This is a genomic window from Gluconacetobacter sp. (assembly GCF_047721585.1).
In the GTDB taxonomy this organism is placed as follows: Bacteria; Pseudomonadota; Alphaproteobacteria; order Acetobacterales; family Acetobacteraceae; genus Gluconacetobacter; species Gluconacetobacter dulcium.
The window spans coordinates 14,350-32,887 of sequence record NZ_JBDNXE010000043.1 but is presented as its reverse complement, the minus strand read 5'-3'; the positions used below and the strand labels follow the sequence as shown (position 1 = coordinate 32,887).

Sequence of the window (18,538 nt, the reverse complement as noted above, 5' to 3'; positions counted from 1 at the left end):
GCGTCTCGACCGGGGCGGGCGGCGGCGGGGGCTTGTCTTCGGCGCATGCCGCCAGAAGCATCACAGGCAATGCGGCGGCGATCAGCGCGACCACGCGCAGACGCCTGTAACGGGACAATGTTTCGGAAACCGCGAACATCAGGCACCCTCCATTTGGAATTTCAGAAGATAGCAGGTAATTAGAAGCATCTCTTGACAAAAAGTCAAACTACTATTTGCGTGATCGCGTCGATCCGGGAGTCATGGTACGTGCGGGTAGCTTGGTATACGGTCAGAGATGGTCGGCGGCAGGGCGTGGCTGTCGCGCGGCCGCGCAACGCCGCGCGCGGCGTGGTCTCACGCTCCATGAGTGCGCTCGCCTTGGCATTCATGCTGGCGGCGTGCGCGGTGAATCCGGAAAATGCCAATACGGAACTGGGTCATCTGATCGACGGTGCGTCGCAACGGACAGTCGCCGGGGAGCCCGTGAATGTTGCGTTGCTGCGGCGTTTCTACGCGCGTCATGATTTCGAGCCCGTATGGACAGTGCGATCGGGCGAGGCGCGTTCCCTCCTGGATGCGGTGTTGCGTGCGGGGGATAACGGCCTCGCCCCCGAAATGTTTCATGCCGATCTGCTGCGGCGGGAGACGGATTTAGCGCCGCTGGATCGCGAATTGTTACTGTCCGACGCTTTTCTGTCATATGCCGATGCCCTGGCCCGTGGCGCCGTGCCGGTGGACCGCCGGAGGGACGATGAGACGCTGACCCCCGAACCGGTTGACGTGGCCGCCCGGCTGGATGCCGCCATCGACAGTCCCGATCCGGCGGCGGTTATCGAAGCGCTGGCGCCCGCGACGCCGACCTACCGGGCGTTGCGACAGGCATTGCGCGCATGCCGCCAGTCTTCCGCCGGCCGTGACGGCCGCAAGGGCGGAGGGGCGACGTGTCTGCGCAGCATCGAAGTGAATCTGGAACGCCAACGCTGGTTGCCGCGCGCGATGCCGCCGGATCGGGTGGTGGTCAATGTGGCCGAGGAGAGGCTGGTCCTGTACCGTGCCGACCGGCCGGTATTCTCCACGCGGGTCATCGTCGGTCAGGATGGGGAGCGGAACCAGAGCCCCGAATTCCGCGCCATGATCGACGCCAGTCTGTACAATCCGCCCTGGGTCGTTCCGGTCGATATCGTGCAGCGGGAGATATTGCCGAAGATCAGCCGCGACCCCGGCTATCTGGCGCGGAATCGCATGATCATGCTGGCCAATGGCGAGGTGGAGCAGAAGCCGGGACCGGATGCGGGGCTCGGGCTGATCATGTTCGACATGCCGAACCGGTTCGATGTCTACCTGCACGATACGCCGGACCAGAATCTCTTCAGGCGCGATAATCGCCGCATCAGCCACGGATGTATCCGGGTACAGAAACCCCGCGATTTCGCGGCGCTGCTGATGCGGCAACCGATCGACGCGATCGATCAGGCGATCGCGCAGGGAACGACCACGCGCAATGCGCTGCCCGAGCCTGTTCCCGTCTTCGTGGTCTATCTGACGGCGTTTCTGGATGCGGACGGGGTTCTGCGCTTTCTTCCGGATTTCTACGATCGCGACGCGGGCATCTGGCAACAATTGAGGAGACGGCCTGCCAGACGGCATCCGGCGGCGCAGGCCGACCGCAGCCCGGTGTCCACGACCCGTCTCCTGGCGGCTCTGGATCGGTCGGAGCCGCCGTCGTCCATGACCGGACGGATGGTGTTGCGGCGGCCGACGATCGGCGGGTAACCCGGCTGCCCTGGTGACGTCGCCGACCGGTGGGCAGCCCCGTCCCGATGGGCAATCGGGACGGAGCGGAGCGGAAAGGGCCGTTCAGGCGCCCGTCCGTTCCAGCACGGGTGTGCCCTGGCCCTGTGCCGCCTGGGCCTTGGCGACGCGGCGCCAGCGGTGCAGGGTCGGCTCCGTGTAGCCGTTGGGCTGGGTGGCGCCGGTGAAGACCAGTTCGGCCGCCGCGCGGTAGGCAGGGCCGTCGGGGTTCTCGGCCAGCGGGCGGTAGCCTTCCTCGCCCTGGTTCTGCGCATCGACGATCGCGGCCATGCGCGTCATGGACGTGCGCACGTCCTCTTCCGAGATCACGCCGTGGCGCAGCCAGTTGGCGACATGCTGCGAGGAGATGCGCAGGGTCGCGCGGTCTTCCATCAGGCCGACATCGTTGATGTCCGGCACCTTGGAGCAGCCGATCCCCATATCCACCCAGCGCACGACATAGCCCAGGATGCCTTGCAGGTTGTTGTCCAGTTCCGCCCGGCGTTCGGCCGCCGACCAGGTGATCTGCCGGGCCAGCGGCAGGGTGAGCAGCGATTCCAGTGCCGCCGGCTGCGTGGCCTCCAGCCGGGTCTGCACGGCACGGACATCGACGAAATGATAGTGCAGGGCATGCAATGTCGCCGCCGTGGGGGAAGGCACCCACGCCGTGTTCGCGCCCGCGCGGGGGTGGGCGATCTTCTGTTCCATCATGTCGGCCATGCGGTCGGGCATCGCCCACATGCCCTTGCCGATCTGCGCGCGGCCTTTCAGGCCGCAGGCCAGGCCGATGGCGACGTTGCGCTGTTCGTAGGCGCCCATCCACGGCTCGGCGCGCATCTCGCCCTTGCGGACCACCGGGCCGGCCTGCATGCAGTAATGGATCTCGTCGCCCGTGCGGTCGAGGAAGCCGGTATTGATGAACACCACGCGGTTGCGCGCGGCATGGATGCAGGCGGCCAGGTTGGCGCTGGTGCGCCGCTCTTCGTCCATGATGCCCATCTTGATCGTGTTGGGCGGCAGGTCCAGCATCTGCTCCACGCGGTCGAACAGGGCGTTGGACAGCGCGACTTCCTCGCCGCCATGCATCTTGGGCTTGACGATATAGATCGAGCCGGTGCGGCTGTTGACGGTGGGCGAGTTGCCGCGCAGGTCGTGCAGCGCGATGGCGGCGGTGATCGCGGCGTCCAGCACGCCCTCGGGGATGGCGTGGCCGGTGATGTCCGTCACCGCGTCGGTGAACATATGGTGCCCGACATTGCGCACCAGCATCAGGCTGCGCCCCGACAGCACCAGCGACGAGCCGTCGGGCGCGGTGTAGCGGCGGTCGGGCGCCAGTTGGCGCTCCACCATCCGGCCGCCCTTGGGGAAGGAGGCCGTGAGCGTGCCCTTCATCAGGCCCAGCCAGTTGCGGTAGACCAGAATCTTGTCTTCCACATCGACCGCCGAGACGCTGTCCTCGCAATCCATGATGGTGGTCAGCGCGGATTCCGCGATCACGTCCGCGATGCCGGCCTTGTCACGGCTGCCGATCGGCGCGGTTGGGTCGAAGCGCAGTTCGATATGCAGGCCGTGATTGCGCAGCACGATCGCCTCTGGCGCGTCGCCCGTGCCCTGGAAGCCGGCGAACTGGGCGGGGCGGCGCAGTTCGACCGGTTCGGCGACACCTTCGAGGGTCGCGAACAGCCGCCCGTCCGCGATGTGATAGCGGGTGGCGTCGGCGTGGCTGCCCTGTGCCAGCGGGGTGATTTCGTCCAGCAGCACACGCACGCGGCGGATGACCTGCGCGCCGCGCTGTTCGTCATAGCCGCGCGCCGGTGCGCCGGAGGCGCCATAGGGCTCGGCATCCGTACCGTAGAACGCATCGTACAGGCTGCCCCAGCGTGCATTGGCGGCGTTGAGCGCGTAGCGGGCATTGGTGACGGGGACCACCAGTTGCGGGCCGGCGACATGGGCGATTTCGGCATCCACGTCGCGGGTCGTGATCTCGAAATGGGTCGGCTGGGGTTCCAGATAGCCGGTGGTCCGCAGCAGGCGGATCTGGCCTTCGACATCGGCCGCGTCGAATCCCGGCGCGGTCAGCAACTGGTCCACGGCCTGTTGCAGCAACCGGCGCCGCGCCAGCGCGCTCAGAACCTTGGGCGCGAACTGCGAGACGATGTCGGACAGGCCGGCCCAGAAGCGGTCGGCGGCGATGCCGGTGCCGGGCAAGACCTCGTTCGTGACGAAGGCATCGAGGGCGTGATCGACTTGAATCTGACCAATCGTGCGGCGGGACATGGCGGTTCCCCTTGATAGGATGGTACGGACCGGGTCGGGTCCGGCATGGATGTGGTGGCAGGTCTGTCGAGCGGACAGGCTGGGGACGGGTTCAGAACCGGGTCCGGTGGCTGTCCATGATCATGCGCCGGGCAAGGCGTGCATCCATGCCGGCGGGGTGGCGGGCACGGTGCGGAACGGCCTTGTGGATGGCGATGGATTCGACGGGCATTGACGAACCTTCCTCTTCGATGATCCTGTGCGATCAGTTAAGGAGAGCCATGAAGCTGATACCAGACAAAAGAAGACGTTAAATCATGAATGGTGTAAAACCATTTACATACTGATCTGTATATTTGTAAAAACGGGTAAATAAGCATGTCCCCGACCCGCATCGGCCGCATTATCCGCCGGCTTCGGACCGAACGGTCTCTGTCGCAGCAGGCGCTGGCCGTCAGGCTGGGTATTTCGCCCAGCTATCTCAACCTGATCGAGCATGACCAGCGCAGCGTGACGGCGTCGCTGCTGATCAAGCTGACACGGGCGCTGGATGTCTCGATCGAGGCGCTGTCGGGCGTGGACGAGCAGCGGATGGAGGGGTTGCTGCATCAGGCGCTCTCCGACCCGCTGCTGGGGGCGCATGGCGTGCCGGCGCAGGAAATCGCAGCCCTGGCGGCCCAGCCGGAGGCCGCGCGGGCGGTGCTGACGCTGCATCAGGCCTTTCGCGCGGCCCATCATGACGCGACCCGGCTGATGCTGCCGACGGGCACGCGGGTCATCCTGCCGCAGGACGAGGCGCGGCTGGTGTATGACGAGCGGCTGAACCATTTCCCCCCCCTTGAAGAGATCGCCGAGCAGGTGCGCGCGGAGATGGCGCGGACGGCCCGCCTGCCCGATGGCGAGGCGGCGGCGCCCTCGGAAAGCAACCACATGATCGCGACCCGGTTGCGCCAGCATCACGGCATCGTGGTGCGCATCACCGCGCTGGACGGGGCGTTCCGCCGCTACGATCCCGACAGTCGGCTGCTGCTGCTGTCGGACCTCCTGCCGCGGGAAAGTCGGGGATTCCAGCTTGCCTTTCAACTGATGCTGCTGGAAGGGCGGGAGGTGATCGAGGCGCTGTTGCAGGAGATCGCGCCCAGCACCGAGGATGCCCGCATCGTGATCCAGATCGGGCTGGTGAATTATGCCGCCGCCGCGCTGCTGATGCCCTATTCGCCGTTTCTCGCGGCGGCGACGGCGCTGCGCTATGATCTGGATATTCTCTCGGCGCGGTTTGGTGTGTCGTACCAGCAGGCGGCGCAGCGGCTTTCGACCTTGCAGAAGCCGGGCGAGCGGGGGGTGCCGTTCTTTTTCGTGCGCACCGACCCGGCGGGCAACATGACAAAGAGTTTCTCCGCCTGCGGTTTTCCGGTGCCCCGGCAGGGGCATTCCTGCCCGCAATGGAATGCCAACACCTGTTTCGCCACCCCCGGCGCGGTGCAGGCGCAGGTGACCCAGTTTACCGACGGGCGGACGTTCCTGTGCTTCTCGCGGACGGTGTCGGGTATTTCGACCGGCTGGAACGACCTGCAACCGGTCCATGCCATCGCCATGGGGTGCGACATCACCCGCGCCTCGGAAATCGTTTATTCCGACCGGTTGAATCTTCAGGCGCCGGCGATTCCCGTCGGTATTTCCTGCCATCTGTGCGACTGGACCGAATGCCGGTCGCGCGCGCATCCGCCACTGCATCATCGTCTGGCGCTGGATATCAACCGGCGGGATGCGCTGCCCTTTACGCTCGAAACCGCGCCGGAGCGGCCGGGCGGTGGCGGATGAGCGAACGGAAACCCGCGATGAGGGCCATGAACCAACGGGGGCTTCGGATGTTTCAGCACCAGGGCATCCGGGCCTGAAATTGGGCTCGTGTAAAGGAGATAAAACTCTTATATTGAAAGATGTACATCCCCCCAACCAAGAAATCGGTAATAGAACCGGTCAGACAGGCGGATTGAAAATACAGTGTCGAACAAAGAAATTTTCCAGATTCCGCCGTCCTTCGCCGCGCAGGCCGGCGTTGATGGTGCCCACCTGCGGCAGATGACCGCCGACGCCGCGCGCGATCCGGAACGGTTCTGGCTCGATCAGGCCGGGCGCCTGGACTGGACGCGGCGGCCCACCCTGGCCTCGGGCTCGTCCTTCGCGGATGACGTGTCGATCCGCTGGTTCGCGGATGGCAGGCTGAATGCCAGCGTCAACTGTCTGGACCGCCATCTGGCCGAACGGGGCGAGCAGATCGCCCTGATCTGGCAGGGGCAGGAGGCGTCGCAGGTCGAGCGCCTGACCTATCGCGCGCTGCATGAGCGCGTGTGTCGGATGGCCAACGTGCTGCGCGGGCTGGGGGTCGAGCGCGGCGACCGGGTGGCGATTCATCTGCCGATGGTGATCGAGGGCGTGGTGGCGATGCTGGCCTGCGCGCGGATCGGTGCCCTGCATGTGGTGCTGTTCGGCGGGTTTTCGGCCGAGGGACTGGCCGACCGGTTGAACGACAGCGGGGCGGTGGCGATCATCACCGCCGACGAGGCGCGGCGTGGCCCCAAGCGGATCGCGTTGAAGACCGTGATGGACGAGGCGCTGGCGCGCGGCGTGCCCGGCGTGCGGCATATGCTGGTGCTGTCGGTGACCGGCATCGACCTGCCGATGCAGGAGGGCCGTGACCTGGCGCTGGCGCCGCTGCTGGCGCAGGCATCGTCGGACTGCCCGCCTGCCGACATGGAGGCCGAGGACCCGCTGTTCCTGCTCTATACCTCGGGCAGCACCGGCAAGCCGAAGGGTATGGTTCATTCCACCGGCGGTTATATGGTCTGGGCTTCGTTCACCCATGAGATGGTCTTCGACCATCGGGAAGGGGACGTGTTCTGGTGCACGGCCGATATCAGTTGGATCACCGGGCACACTTATGTGGTCTACGGGCCGTTGGCCAATGGCGGCACGATCCTGCTGTTCGAGGGTCTGCCGTCCTATCCCGCGCCGGGGCGGTGGTGGGAGGTGATCGACACCCACAAGGTGACCACCTTCTATACTGCGCCGACGGCCATCCGCTCGCTGATGCGTGACGACGACGCGGTGGTGAAGGGCTACGCGCTGGACAGCCTGCGCCTGCTGGGCAGCGTGGGCGAGCCGATCAGCCCCGATGCGTGGATCTGGTTCCATGAGGCGGTCGGGCGGGGGCGCTGCCCGGTGGTCGATACCTGGTGGCAGACCGAGACCGGCGGCATCCTGATCGCACCGATTCCCGGAGCGGTGCCGCAGAAGCCGGGCTCCGCCACCCTGCCGCTGCCGGGTGTGGACGCCGTGCTGCTGACGGACAAGGGCGAGGTGATCGACGGCGAAGGGGAGGGCTGCCTGTGCATCGCCCACTCCTGGCCGGGGCAGGCGCGCACCATCTGGGGCGGGCATGAACGCTTCCGCCAGACCTATTTCAGCTTCAGCCCCGGTTATTATTTCTCGGGCGACGGGGCGCGGCGCGATGCCGATGGCTATTACTGGATCACGGGGCGCATCGACGACGTGATCAACGTCTCGGGCCATCGGATCGGCACCGCCGAGGTCGAGGATGTGGTGGCGACCGACCATCGCTTCGTCGAATGCGCGGCGGTCGGCGTGCCGCACGATATCAAGGGGCAGGGGCTGGTCGTGTTCGTGGTGGCGCGCGATGCGTCCGTGCCGGACCTGGCCGACGCCGCGTCGCTGGCGGTGACGAAAGGGATCGGGCGCTATGCGGTGCCCGAGCGGGTCTATCTGGTGCCCGACCTGCCGAAGACGCGATCAGGCAAGATCGTGCGGCGGCTGCTGCGCAAGATTGCCTGCCATGAATTGGACGGGCTGGGCGACCTGTCGACGCTGGCCGACGCGACGATCGTGGACCGGCTGATCGCGGTGGTCGGACCGGCGAAATAATGGTGCGGGCGGGGGTGTCCCGCCCGCCGTCCAATGGAGGATGACGATGCGGCCATGGCGGCTCGCGGGCCTGTTGTGCCTGATGGCGGCGGCCCTGTTCGCCGGACAGGGTGACGCCATGGCGCGGATGGTGACGCGGCCCGTTACCTGGACCCAGGATGGCGTGCGGTTCGACAGCGTGCTGGTCTATGACGATTCGGTTCCGGGTCATCGTCCGGGGCTGGTCATGGTGCCCAACTGGCATGGGGTGAATGCGATCGCCATCGACAAGGCGCGGATGATCGCGGGGCAGCGTTATGTCATCCTGCTGACGGACGTTTATGGTGCCTCGGTGCGCCCGGCGGATGACGCGCAGGCCCAGGCGGCGGTCAGGCCGCTGATGGCCGACCGGGCGTTGCTGCGGGCGCGGATGGCGCGGGCGCTGGCCGAATTGCGGGCACAGGCGGCATCGGCGCCGATCGATCTTTCCCGTCTGGCGGCGATCGGGTTCTGTTTCGGCGGAACGGCGGTGCTGGACCTGGCGCGCAGCGGGGCCGAGCTGGGCGCGGTGGTGTCGTTCCATGGCGATCTGGCGACCGATGATCCTGCACTGGCGCGGGGGATCCGGGCGTCCGTGCTGGTGATGAATGGGGCGGACGATCAGTGGACGATGCCCGACGTTCCGGCCTTTCTGCGGGAGATGAGCCAGACGCCCGCGGCCTGGCAGTTCGTGGCGATCGGCCATGCGGTGCATTGCTTTACCGAGACCGAGGCCACCACGCCGAAGGGGCCATGCCGCTACGATGCCGATGCGGCCGAGCAGTCTTACGCCCTGATGCGTGGTTGGCTGGCGACGCATCTCGCGGGGGCGGCACGGTGAGGATGTCGTCCGCCCGGCTGGCCGCCCTGATCGTGGGGCTGGCAGGGATGCCGTGGGGAGCGGCGGCATGGTCGCAGGCCTATCCTGGCGGCGCGGGCCTTCCGCCGGGCGTGTTCATGCCGGGGGCGGGCGTGGCGTCGGCGGCCGACCGGGCGCGGCGGCAGATTGCGGCGGAGACGGCGATCAGGCAGCAGGATCTCGCCGCCCGCACCCGCCAGCAGCAGGCGATTGCGCGCGATCAGGCGGCGCTGGATGCCGCGCGCGGGCAGCGTGGCGCGTCGTCTCCGCCGACGCCGGAACAATGGCAGCGCGAGCAGGCATTGCGGAATGACATCGATCGGCGGATCGCGGTGCAGCGCCGAGGCGTGACCGTGACGCCGACCGGGCCGGGCGGATGGATCATGCGGGACGGGGAAGGAACGACCCGGGGCGTGTGCCGCGAGATCGGCGGCGTTCTGACCTGTTAAGAGGGGCGGCCCGTCGTTTTATGGCGGCCAGCCGCCATGGGCGGGTGGAGCGTCATGGCGGTTCCACCAGCCGCCGCCGAGCGACTGGAACAGGCCGGCGGTGTCGGACAGGCGGGCCGCGCGGGCCTGTGCCAGGGTGACGCGGGCCTGGAGCGTGGTCTGGGTGGCCAGCAGCATGTCCACCCGCGAGGCGTCGCCGTAGGCGAGGCGCGCGCGGGCGATGTCGAGGCTGCGCGTGGCCGCGCGTTCGGCTTCGCTGTCGGCGACCAGGGCCGTGGCATCGGCGCTGACGGCGTTGAGGCTGTCTGTGACGTCCTGCACGGCGGCGACGACGGCGGAGCGGTATTCGGCCGCGGCCTGTTCGTACTGCGCGCGGGCGGCGCGTTCCTGATGCATCAGTTGCCCGCCCTGGAACAGGGGCTGGGAGAGCATGCCGGCGACCATCCACTGGCCGTAGCCGGGGACGAACATCTGGCCGATCGAGGCTGCCGCCAGGCCCGGCTGGGCGCTGAGTTGCAGGTTGGGCAGGCGGTTGGCGATGGCGACGCCCACTTGCGCGCAGGCGGCGTGCCAGCCGGCTTCGGCCACCTTGACGTCCGGCCGCTGGTCGATCAGCCGGGCGGGCAGGCTGACGGGCAGGTCCTGGGGCAGGGTGAAGCCGTCCAGCGTGAAATCGGGCGTGGGCGCGTCGGGCATGTCGCCGGCCAAGGCGGCGATCTGGTCATGCTGCTGCGACAGTTGCTGGCGCAGGGGCACCAGGGTGGCCTCGTCCTGCGCAAGCTGGGCGCGTTGCTGGGCCAGGTCGGCGTCGGACATCTGCCCCAGGGCGATCTGGCGCGTGGCGGATTCCAGGATCTGGCGCTGGCTGGCGATGACGTCCTGCACCGTATCGACCTGCGCGCGCAGCGCGGCGTAGGCGATGGCCGCCTGGACCAGTTCGCCGGTCAGGGTCAGGTAGGCGGCTTCGAGCTGGTAGCGTTCGGCGTCGCGCTGGGCGCCCGAGGCTTCGATCCCGCGTCGCAGCCCGCCCCAGATATCGGCCTGATAGGAGATGTTCAACTGCGCCGTGTGGACGGTGTACAGCCAGCGATTGCTATTGGGCACCGGCGAGTAGGTGCGCGAGGTCTTGAAGCGTGCCGGATTGAAGCTGGCCGAGATGTTGGGATACAGCACCCCCGCCTGGGCGGCGCGGTTTTCCTGCGCCACGCGCAGCGCGTGGCGTGCGGCCTCCAGGTCCGGGCTGTTGGCCAGCGCGTGCCGGACCAGTCGGTCCAGAGCCGGGGAGTGGAACAGTTCCCACCACCGGGCGGGGATGTCGGCGCCGGGGTGGAAGGTTTGGGCCTGTCCGTCCGCTCCCGCCGTGCTGTCGGTGCGCGTGGGGCGGCCCGCCTGCGCGAACTGCGTCGCGGGGGCGGAGGGGTGGTGGAAGTTCGGTCCGACCGCGCAGCCGCCCAGGTCCGCCAGCAGCGCGAGCGCGCCGGCACCGCACAGCAGGCGCCGCCAGTGGCCCGAAATCGGGGCGCGCGCAGGAAAGGCGGTCATGCCGGGTCTCCCTTCCGGCGCGGGGCGCGGCGCGCCTGCCAGGCTTCCAGCTCGCAATAATAGGTGGGCAGGATGAACAGCGTCAGCAGGGTGGCGATGCCCAGCCCGCCGACGACGACCGTGGCGAGGCCACGCTGGACATCGGTGCCGATACCCGTGGCCAGGGCCGCGGGCAGCATGCCCATGCTGGCGACGGTGGCCGTCATCAGCACAGGGCGGAACCGCTCGCCGGCCCCTTCCAGCACCGCGTCGCGCAGGGGCATGCCTTCGTCGCGCAGCCGGTTGATGGCCGAGATCATGATGATGCCGTTCTGGATCGCGACGCCGAACAGGGCGATGAAGCCGACGGCGGTGGCGATGTTCAGCGTCTCGCCCCGCAGGTTCAGGGCCACCAGGCCGCCCAGCGTGGCCATGGGCACCACCGCCATCACCAGGAACGCCTGGCGCAGGCAGCCGAACTGGCTGAACAGCAGGACCAGCATGACGCAGAACATGATGGCAAGCGCCACGCTCAGCCGGGCTTCCGCGCGTTCCTCCTGCTGGAAGGTGCCGGCCCATTCCAGCCGGTAGCGCGCGGAGTCGAAATGCACCTGCGCGGCGATGCGGCCTTGGGCATCGGCGAGATACTGCGACAGCGGGCGCTGGCCGTTATCGACGCGGATGGTGATCTGCCGGTGGTTCATCTCGTGCGCGATGTTCGCCTCGCCGGTCTGGAGCGCAATGTGGGCGACCAGTCCGAGCGGAATGCGCGCGCCGTTCAGGCCCGTGAGCGGAATCTGGCGGATGGCCGGCAGGTCGTTGTTCAGGCGCCGCTGCATGTGCGCGGTCATGGCGTAGATGCGGTCGCCCACATAGACCTGCCCCACGGCGGCATCGCCGACCATGTTCTGGACCGCGTTCATGATATCCGTGCCGTTGACGCCGTAGCGGGCCGCCGCTGCCCGGTCGACCGTGATATCCATTTGCGGAATCTCGGGTTCCTGGAAGATCGAGGCGTCGGCGGTGCCGGGGACCTGATGCAGGATGGACACGATATGGGTGCCGATCCGGCGCAGTTCCTTCAGGTCGTCGCCATAGACGCGCAGGACCAGCGGGCTGTGCGCGCCGCCGACCAGATCGTTCATGTTGTCGGCGATCGGCTGGCTGATGCCGAAGGTGATGCCGGGAATCTGCGCCAGCCGGTCATGCAGGCGGTTGATGAACGCCACGCGGGTTTCGCCGTGCGGCCAGGTTTTGTAGGGCGTGAGGCCGACCGGGGCCTCGATATGCGAGGGGCTCCACGGGTCTGTGCCTGAATCGTTGCGGCCGATCTGCGTCGCCACGAAACTGGTCTCGGGGAAGGCACGGATCGCGTCGCGGATCTCGTCGGCCATCGCGCTGGCCTTTTCCAGCGACAGGCCCGAGGGAAGCTGGATCTGTAGCCACAGCGCGCCTTCGTCGAGATCGGGCAGGAACTCGCGCCCCGTGCGTGCGCCCAGCCAGACCACCAGGCAGAAGGCGATCGCGCCGCCCAGATAGGCCGCCCACGGCCGGTCCACCATATGGCCCAGGCCCCTGTGATAGGCATGGTGCAGCTTTTCCAGCGGCACGTTGTGATACAGGCGGTGCGGCTTGCGCATGGCCAGATAGGCCAGCGCGGGCGTTAGCGTCGTGGCGCAGAGCAGGGCGCCCAGCAGGGCGAAGCTGACGGTGAAGGCCATCGGCCGGAACAGGCGGCCGGCCGCGCCTTCGAAGGCGAAGAGCGGGCCGTAGGCGATGATGATGATCAGCGTCGCGAAGACGATCGCCTTGCCCACATGCCGTGTCACGGCGAGGATGTCGCCCTCGTCCATCCTGTGGTCGGGCCGTTCCTCGCGGATGCGCAGGATAGCCTCGGTCACCACGATGGCGCCGTCGACGATCACGCCGAAATCGATGGCCCCGAGCGAGAACAGGTTGGCCGGCATGTGCAGCAGGTGCATCAGCACGAAGACGGTGGCCAGCGCCAGCGGAATGGTGACGGCGGCGACGATCGCGCTGCGCGGGCTGCCCAGGAACAGGACCAGGATCAGGAAGACCAGGCTCACGCCCTCGATCACCGTGTGGGTGACCTTGTCGGTCGTGGTCCGCACCAGGCTGTCGCGGTCGATGATCGGCACGATCCTGACGCCCGAGGAGGCCAGCCGGAGTTGAAGCCGGGTGATCGTGTCATGCAGGTCTTGCAGCACCAGCGACGGGTTCTGCCCGCTGAGCATCGTGACGATGCCCTCGATCGTATCCGAGTTGCCGTTCAGGCCCAGGATGCCCTCGCGCACCTGATGGCCCAGTTGCAGCTCGCCCAGATCGCGGATCAGGACCGGCACGCCGTTGCGCTGGGTCACCGCGATGGCGCCCATGTCCCCGAGCGTATGGACCATGCCGACCCCGCGCACGACATAGGATTGATCGCCGCGCGTGATGCGGCCGCCGCCGCCATTGGCATTGTTGGCCTGAAGGGCGGCGATCACGTCATTGACGCCGACGGCGTAGCGGAACAGGGCCTGCGGATCGAGGACGATCTGGTACTCGATGGTGAAGCCGCCGAAATTATTGACCGCCGCGACACCGGGCACCTGTTCCAGGGCCGGGATCACGATCCATTTCTGGATATCGGACAGTTCCATCAGGTTCCGGCCGTCGGATTGCAGCGTGTAGCGGTAGATTTCGCCCGATGGGCCGGTGATCGGCCCCATCGTCGGGACGACGCCCGTGGGCAGCGCGGCCTGTGCGAGCTGCTCCGACACATGCTGGCGCGCGGTGTTGACGTCGGTGCCGTCCTTGAAGATCAGGGTGATCAGCGACAGGCCGAAAGTCGAACTGGAGCGGCTGTCCACCAGCCCCGGCGTGCTGGCCAGCAGGCGCTCCAGCGGGACCGTGACTTCCTGTTCGATCTCCTCGGCGGCGAGGCCGGGTACCTGGCTCGTGATCTGGACGTTGACCGCGCCCAGGTCGGGGTAGGCCTCGACCGGGATCTGATGCCAGGCGATCGCGCCCAGGGTCATCAGGATCATCATGGCGGCGAAGACGATGCGCCGTTGCTGCAGGCAGGCGGCGATAAAGCGGTTAATCATCGTTCAGCAGCACCGCGCCCTGGGTCACGACGCGGTCGCCGGCCGAAAGGCCGGACGTGACCTCGCACAGGTCGCCGTCGTCATAAATGATCTCGATATCGCGCCGCCTGTAGGCATGGGGCGCGACTTCGACGAACACCGTCACGGTGTCGTTGTTCATCAGCAGCGCCGATTGCGGGACCATGATGCGCGGTGGCTGCGGGCTCAGGATGGTCACGGTGGCGAACATGCCGGGCTTCAGCGTGTCATCGTCATTGGCCAGCACCACCCTCGCCTGGAGCGTGCGGGTATCGGGATGCAGCACCGGCTCGATCGCCGCGATCGTGCCATGCGTCGTCCGGCCCGGCAGGGCGGGAAAGGTGATATCGACCGCCTGCCCGGTATGGACGGTATTGGTCAGGTTTTCCGGCACGGCGGCGACGGCCCAGACCTGTTGCGTGCCGGTGACCGTCATCAGCGGTGCCGTCGGGTCGGTGACGAAGGCACCGGGGGCGGTGTTGACCGCCGAAACCGTGCCGTCGATCGGCGTGGTCAGCCGGATCACGCCGCCCTGTCCGGGCTGGGCGCGCAGGGCGGCCAGCCGCGCGGTGGCACGGTCGTCTTCCGCCTGGGCCTGGAGCCACGCGCTGCGGGCGGCTTCCACATCGCGGGTGGCGGCGCCGCCGGCGCTGGCGACGCCCTGGGCGCGCAGCAGGGCGCGCCGCGCATAGTCCAGCCCCGCGCGGGCCTTCGCGGCGTCGGTCGTGGCCAGGGCCATGTCGCCCGAGGCCAGTTCGGCAAGGACCTGGCCGCGCGTCACATGGTCGCCGGCGGTGACCGGCAGGCTGAGGGTCGCGCCGGCAACCGGCGTCATGACCGAAACAGACTGCGACGGCTCGGCACGGATTTCGCCGGGCACCGGAATCGTGCGGCTGGGCGAGGCGAGCGTGACGGAGTTGACGGACAGGCGGGCCGCCAGCGGCGAATCCGCCGCGACCGTCAGCAGACCATGGTCGTTGCGTACCATGGCCGAAGCCATGGCGGACGTTGCGACCCCGGACAGGATGGCGCAGGCCAGGAGACTGCCCCCCAGCAGACGCGTGGCGCGACCGGATGATCGGGGGAAGGGCGGCGAAGGTGTCACGGGCGCGATCTGGTGCATGGGCCTGAGCCTGAGGTCCTGGAGAATAAGGAGGCATCCAACCCCAACGAGGGCCAGGACGGAACCGATTCTGAACGAGAAGATGTTACGGGAACGCAGGTACGGGGAGGCTGGGGCTGGGGCCGGTGCCGCGTGCTGCCACTAGCGACGATCCCGATCCTTGTCCATGGGCGCGCGGGAGGGGCCGCCTTGCGGGCAGGGAAGCCCGTAGCGGGCGCGAAACGGGGTTGTCGCCCGGCGAGGAAGACAGGTGCCGGAAAGACGGTACGCGCCGTGCCCGCCGTGGGGAAAAGGGAGCCGGCCGCGCGGGGAAAAACGGGATGTGGGAAAGAGGAAAGGAAAACATATGTCTGTATCAGGTCTGGCACGGCGTTTTCTTTTGTATCGGGCCGATCCGGCCGATGCGCGGCCAGGAGGGACGGGCACGACAGGCACGTATGACGATCGATAAAATATTACAAATTTTTTCAAAACCATATCGATAAGATGATCGTTATTTAATATTTTCTCGCGAGAGAATACGGAATTCGTATATGTCATGAAAATTTCACAGGCATTTCAGGGCTCTCCGGATGAGACCCGCCTGTGGGTCGGGCCGCGCGCCGGCCGGTGGCGTGACGGACAGCGTATTTCATGTCATTGCGGAATGTGATCGCCGGGCCTGTGACCCGGCACTGCATGCGATTTCCCGAAATTTTGAAAGGTTGTCCATTTGCGTCCGCTTTCCAAACGCATTCTCGCCCTTTCCTTGTCCACGGCCCTGGCCTCGGTCGGCCTGGTGGGGCTGTCGCAGAGCGCGGGGGCGGCTGACAGCCAGCCCCAGCCCCAGCCCCAGCCGGAGCCTCTGCCGCTGCCCGATTCCATCCCGGCGCCGCGGGACGTGCCGTTCGGCGGCACCATCCGGCTGTCGGTCGATGCCACCGACCTGGCGCGGCATATCATGACCGTGCACGAGACCGTGCCGGTGCCGGCCGCGCTGGCGGCGACTGGTGGCGACCTGCCGCTGTTCTATCCGATGTGGCTGCCGGGCGATCATTCGCCGACCGGTGCGCTCGACCAGTTCGGCGGCCTGGTGGTGAAGGCCGGCGGGGTGACGCTGCCGTGGCTGCGCGACAACGTGACGGTCAGTGCCTTCCATATCCCCGTGCCCAAGGGCGCGCATACGGTGGATGTGTCGTTCCAGCTTCTGTCGCCGGTTTCGCGCGAGGAAGGGCGCGTGGTGATGACGCCCGAGATGCTGAACGTGCAGTGGAATGCGGTGGCGCTCTATCCGGCCGGGTATTTCACGCGCCAGATCCCGGTCGAGGCCAGCCTGCGCCTGCCCACGGGCTGGCAGTACGGCACGGCCCTGCGCGCGCAGGGCAAGGCCGGCGACGTCGTGACCTTCAAGCCGGTGACGTTCAATACGCTGGTGGATTCCCCGCTGTTCGCCGGACGGTATTTCCGCCGCATCGACCTGGCGCCGGGTGCCGCCGTGCCGGTGGCGCTGAACCTGGTGGCGGACAAGCCGGGGGAACTGGAGGTGAGCGATGCCCAGATCGCGGCGCATCGCGCGCTGGTGACGCAGGCGAACCTGCTCTATGGCTCGCATCATTACGATCATTATGACTTCCTGCTCGCGCTGACCGAGGAACTGGGCGGGATCGGGCTGGAGCATCACCAGTCGAGCGAAAACAGCGGTCCGCGCGGCTATTTTACCGAATGGGACAAGACGTTCGCGACCCGCGACCTGCTGGCGCACGAATACACCCATTCGTGGAACGGCAAATACCGCCGGCCGGCCGGCCTGTGGGCGCCGAACTTCAATACCCCCCAGCGTGGGACGGGCCTGTGGGTCTATGAAGGGCAGACCCAGTACTGGGGGTATGTCCTGGCGGCGCGCGCGGGCCTGATGACGGCGCCGCAGGTGATCGAGGCGCTGGCCGAGGTGGGGGCGGTGTATGACACGCGCCGTGGACGCACCTGGCGGCCGCTGATCGATACGACGAACGACCCGGTAATCGCGCGGCGCGCGCCGCTGTCTTGGCGGAGCTGGCAGCGCAGCGAGGATTATTATTCCGAAGGTCAGCTCATCTGGCTGGATGCCGATACGCTGATCCGCCAGCTTTCCGGCGGCAAGCATTCGCTGGACGATGTGGCGCGCCATTTCTTCGGCACCAATGACGGCAGCTTCATCACCAGCACGTACGAGTTCGACGACGTGGTGAAGGCGCTGAACGACATCCAGCCCTATGACTGGGCGACGTTCCTGCGCAAGCGGCTGGACGAGACCTCGGAGCACGCACCGCTGGACGGGTTCACGCGCGGTGGGTACCGGCTGGTCTATACCGATCAGCCCAACAAATATGTCGGGTCGTTCGCCAGCGTGCGGCATGTGGAGGATTTCGCCTTCTCGCTGGGGCTTACCATCGGCAAGGGCGGCACGCTGGGCAATGTGGAATGGGGCAGCCCTGCCTGGCAGGCCGGCATAACCCGCGATGCGAAGGTGATCGCGGTGAATGGCGAGGCGTATGACCCCGACGTGCTGCGCGAGGCGATCGTCGAAGCGAAGGACGCGCATGCCGCGCCGATCGCGCTGCTGTTGCAGGAAGGCGATCGGTATGTGACGGTCTCGGTCCCGTATCATGGCGGGCTGCGCTATCCGCATCTGGAGCGGGTGGAGGGCAAGCCGGACATGCTGGCCGCTATCCTGGCGCCGCGTCACTGAGGACTGGAGGGGGGAGGCTGATGCGCGTGCGTTTCGGCTTCCCGCCGCCGGGTGGGGCTAGCGGATTCTGACATGCGTCCGACCCTGGCCTCGGTCGTTCTGGTTGCCGATCTGACGGGAACCTTGGTGTTCGCCGCCGAAGGCGCGATGGTGGCGTCCGCGCGCCATCTCGATCTGTTCGGCATCATGGTGCTGGCCTGCGTGGTCGCGTTGGGCGGCGGCATGATCCGCGACGTGCTGATCGGTGCCGTGCCGCCCAGTGCGATCCGCGACTGGCGCTATCCGGCGCTGGCCTTCCTGACCGGGTTGATGGTGTTTCTCCTCCCGCCCGCGCTACGGCTCGCGCCGGGGGGATCGGTGCTGGCGGTACTGGATGCCGCCGGCCTGTCGCTGTTTGCCGTCGCGGGGGCCGAGAAAGCCCTGTCGCGCGGTGTCGGCGCGCTGGGGGCTGCGCTGATGGGCATGGTAACGGCGGTGGGCGGCGGGGTGATGCGCGACCTGTTGTTGGCGCGTGTGCCGCTGATCCTGGTTTCGGACATCTATGCCACCGCCGCGCTGGCTGGCGCGGCGGTGGTCGTCGCCAGCCGGCGGCTGGCCGTGCCGGTGGCCTGGGGGGCCGTGGCGGGCGGGCTGGTCTGTTTCGGCCTGCGGCTCATGGCCCTGCGGTACGGCTGGAACCTGCCGGGCGTCGCGCGCTGAGGCTGCCTGACGTTTCCGGTCACGATCGGAGCTTTTGAAACAGTCTCTTGTAAATCCAAGCCC

The 18,538-nt window shown here is 67.4% G+C and carries 11 protein-coding genes; 7 read left to right on the top strand and 4 right to left on the bottom strand.

Annotated elements, in window-relative coordinates:
- Positions 1 to 249 precede the first annotated feature (249 nt).
- On the top strand, positions 250 to 1,755 hold the full coding sequence (locus tag ABF821_RS10040; RefSeq protein ID WP_415529917.1) for a L,D-transpeptidase family protein: 1,506 nt from the start codon (positions 250 to 252) through the stop codon (positions 1,753 to 1,755).
- A gap of 84 nt (positions 1,756 to 1,839) precedes the next feature.
- Here ABF821_RS10040 and ABF821_RS10035 read toward each other — a convergent pair whose 3' ends face one another.
- Positions 1,840 to 4,050, bottom strand: a complete 2,211-nt coding sequence (locus tag ABF821_RS10035; RefSeq protein ID WP_182974115.1) for a malate synthase G — start codon at positions 4,048 to 4,050, stop codon at positions 1,840 to 1,842.
- Between the two features lie 357 nt (positions 4,051 to 4,407).
- Here ABF821_RS10035 and ABF821_RS10030 point away from each other — a divergent pair, with 357 nt between their 5' ends.
- From ABF821_RS10030 to ABF821_RS10015, 4 genes are all read left to right on the top strand, one after another.
- A complete protein-coding gene (locus ABF821_RS10030) occupies positions 4,408 to 5,850 on the top strand; it encodes a helix-turn-helix domain-containing protein (protein WP_182974114.1) in 1,443 nt (480 codons plus the stop codon).
- 183 nt (positions 5,851 to 6,033) lie between these two features.
- On the top strand, positions 6,034 to 7,971 hold the full coding sequence (acs, locus tag ABF821_RS10025) for an acetate--CoA ligase (protein WP_415529916.1): 1,938 nt from the start codon (positions 6,034 to 6,036) through the stop codon (positions 7,969 to 7,971).
- A 46-nt stretch (positions 7,972 to 8,017) separates the two neighbouring features.
- Positions 8,018 to 8,830 carry a dienelactone hydrolase family protein gene (locus ABF821_RS10020; protein WP_415529915.1) on the top strand — a complete coding sequence of 271 codons (813 nt, stop codon included), beginning with the start codon at positions 8,018 to 8,020 and terminating at the stop codon, positions 8,828 to 8,830.
- Positions 8,827 to 9,297 (top strand): hypothetical protein, encoded by a 471-nt coding sequence (locus ABF821_RS10015; RefSeq protein WP_415529914.1) that lies wholly within the window; start codon positions 8,827 to 8,829, stop codon positions 9,295 to 9,297. Before ABF821_RS10020 ends, ABF821_RS10015 begins: the two co-directional genes overlap by 4 nt.
- Before the next feature lie 18 nt (positions 9,298 to 9,315).
- Here ABF821_RS10015 and ABF821_RS10010 read toward each other — a convergent pair whose 3' ends face one another.
- Genes ABF821_RS10010 through ABF821_RS10000 form a run of 3 tightly spaced genes read right to left on the bottom strand, consistent with a single transcriptional unit; the run spans position 9,316 to position 15,069 of the window.
- Complete coding sequence (locus tag ABF821_RS10010; RefSeq protein ID WP_415529913.1) at positions 9,316 to 10,839, bottom strand: efflux transporter outer membrane subunit; 1,524 nt, start codon at positions 10,837 to 10,839, stop codon at positions 9,316 to 9,318.
- On the bottom strand, positions 10,836 to 13,928 hold the full coding sequence (locus ABF821_RS10005; RefSeq protein WP_183009935.1) for an efflux RND transporter permease subunit: 3,093 nt from the start codon (positions 13,926 to 13,928) through the stop codon (positions 10,836 to 10,838). The genes ABF821_RS10010 and ABF821_RS10005 overlap by 4 nt, the downstream gene beginning before the upstream one ends.
- A complete protein-coding gene (locus ABF821_RS10000; protein WP_415529912.1) occupies positions 13,921 to 15,069 on the bottom strand; it encodes an efflux RND transporter periplasmic adaptor subunit in 1,149 nt (382 codons plus the stop codon). Before ABF821_RS10000 ends, ABF821_RS10005 begins: the two co-directional genes overlap by 8 nt.
- A gap of 712 nt (positions 15,070 to 15,781) precedes the next feature.
- Here ABF821_RS10000 and ABF821_RS09995 point away from each other — a divergent pair.
- The gene (locus ABF821_RS09995) at positions 15,782 to 17,776 is read left to right on the top strand and encodes a M61 family metallopeptidase (RefSeq protein ID WP_415529911.1); all 1,995 of its coding nucleotides are present in this window, start codon (positions 15,782 to 15,784) and stop codon (positions 17,774 to 17,776) included.
- 72 nt (positions 17,777 to 17,848) lie between these two features.
- Positions 17,849 to 18,475 (top strand): trimeric intracellular cation channel family protein, encoded by a 627-nt coding sequence (locus ABF821_RS09990; RefSeq protein ID WP_182974107.1) that lies wholly within the window; start codon positions 17,849 to 17,851, stop codon positions 18,473 to 18,475.
- The last annotated feature ends 63 nt before the right edge of the window (positions 18,476 to 18,538 follow it).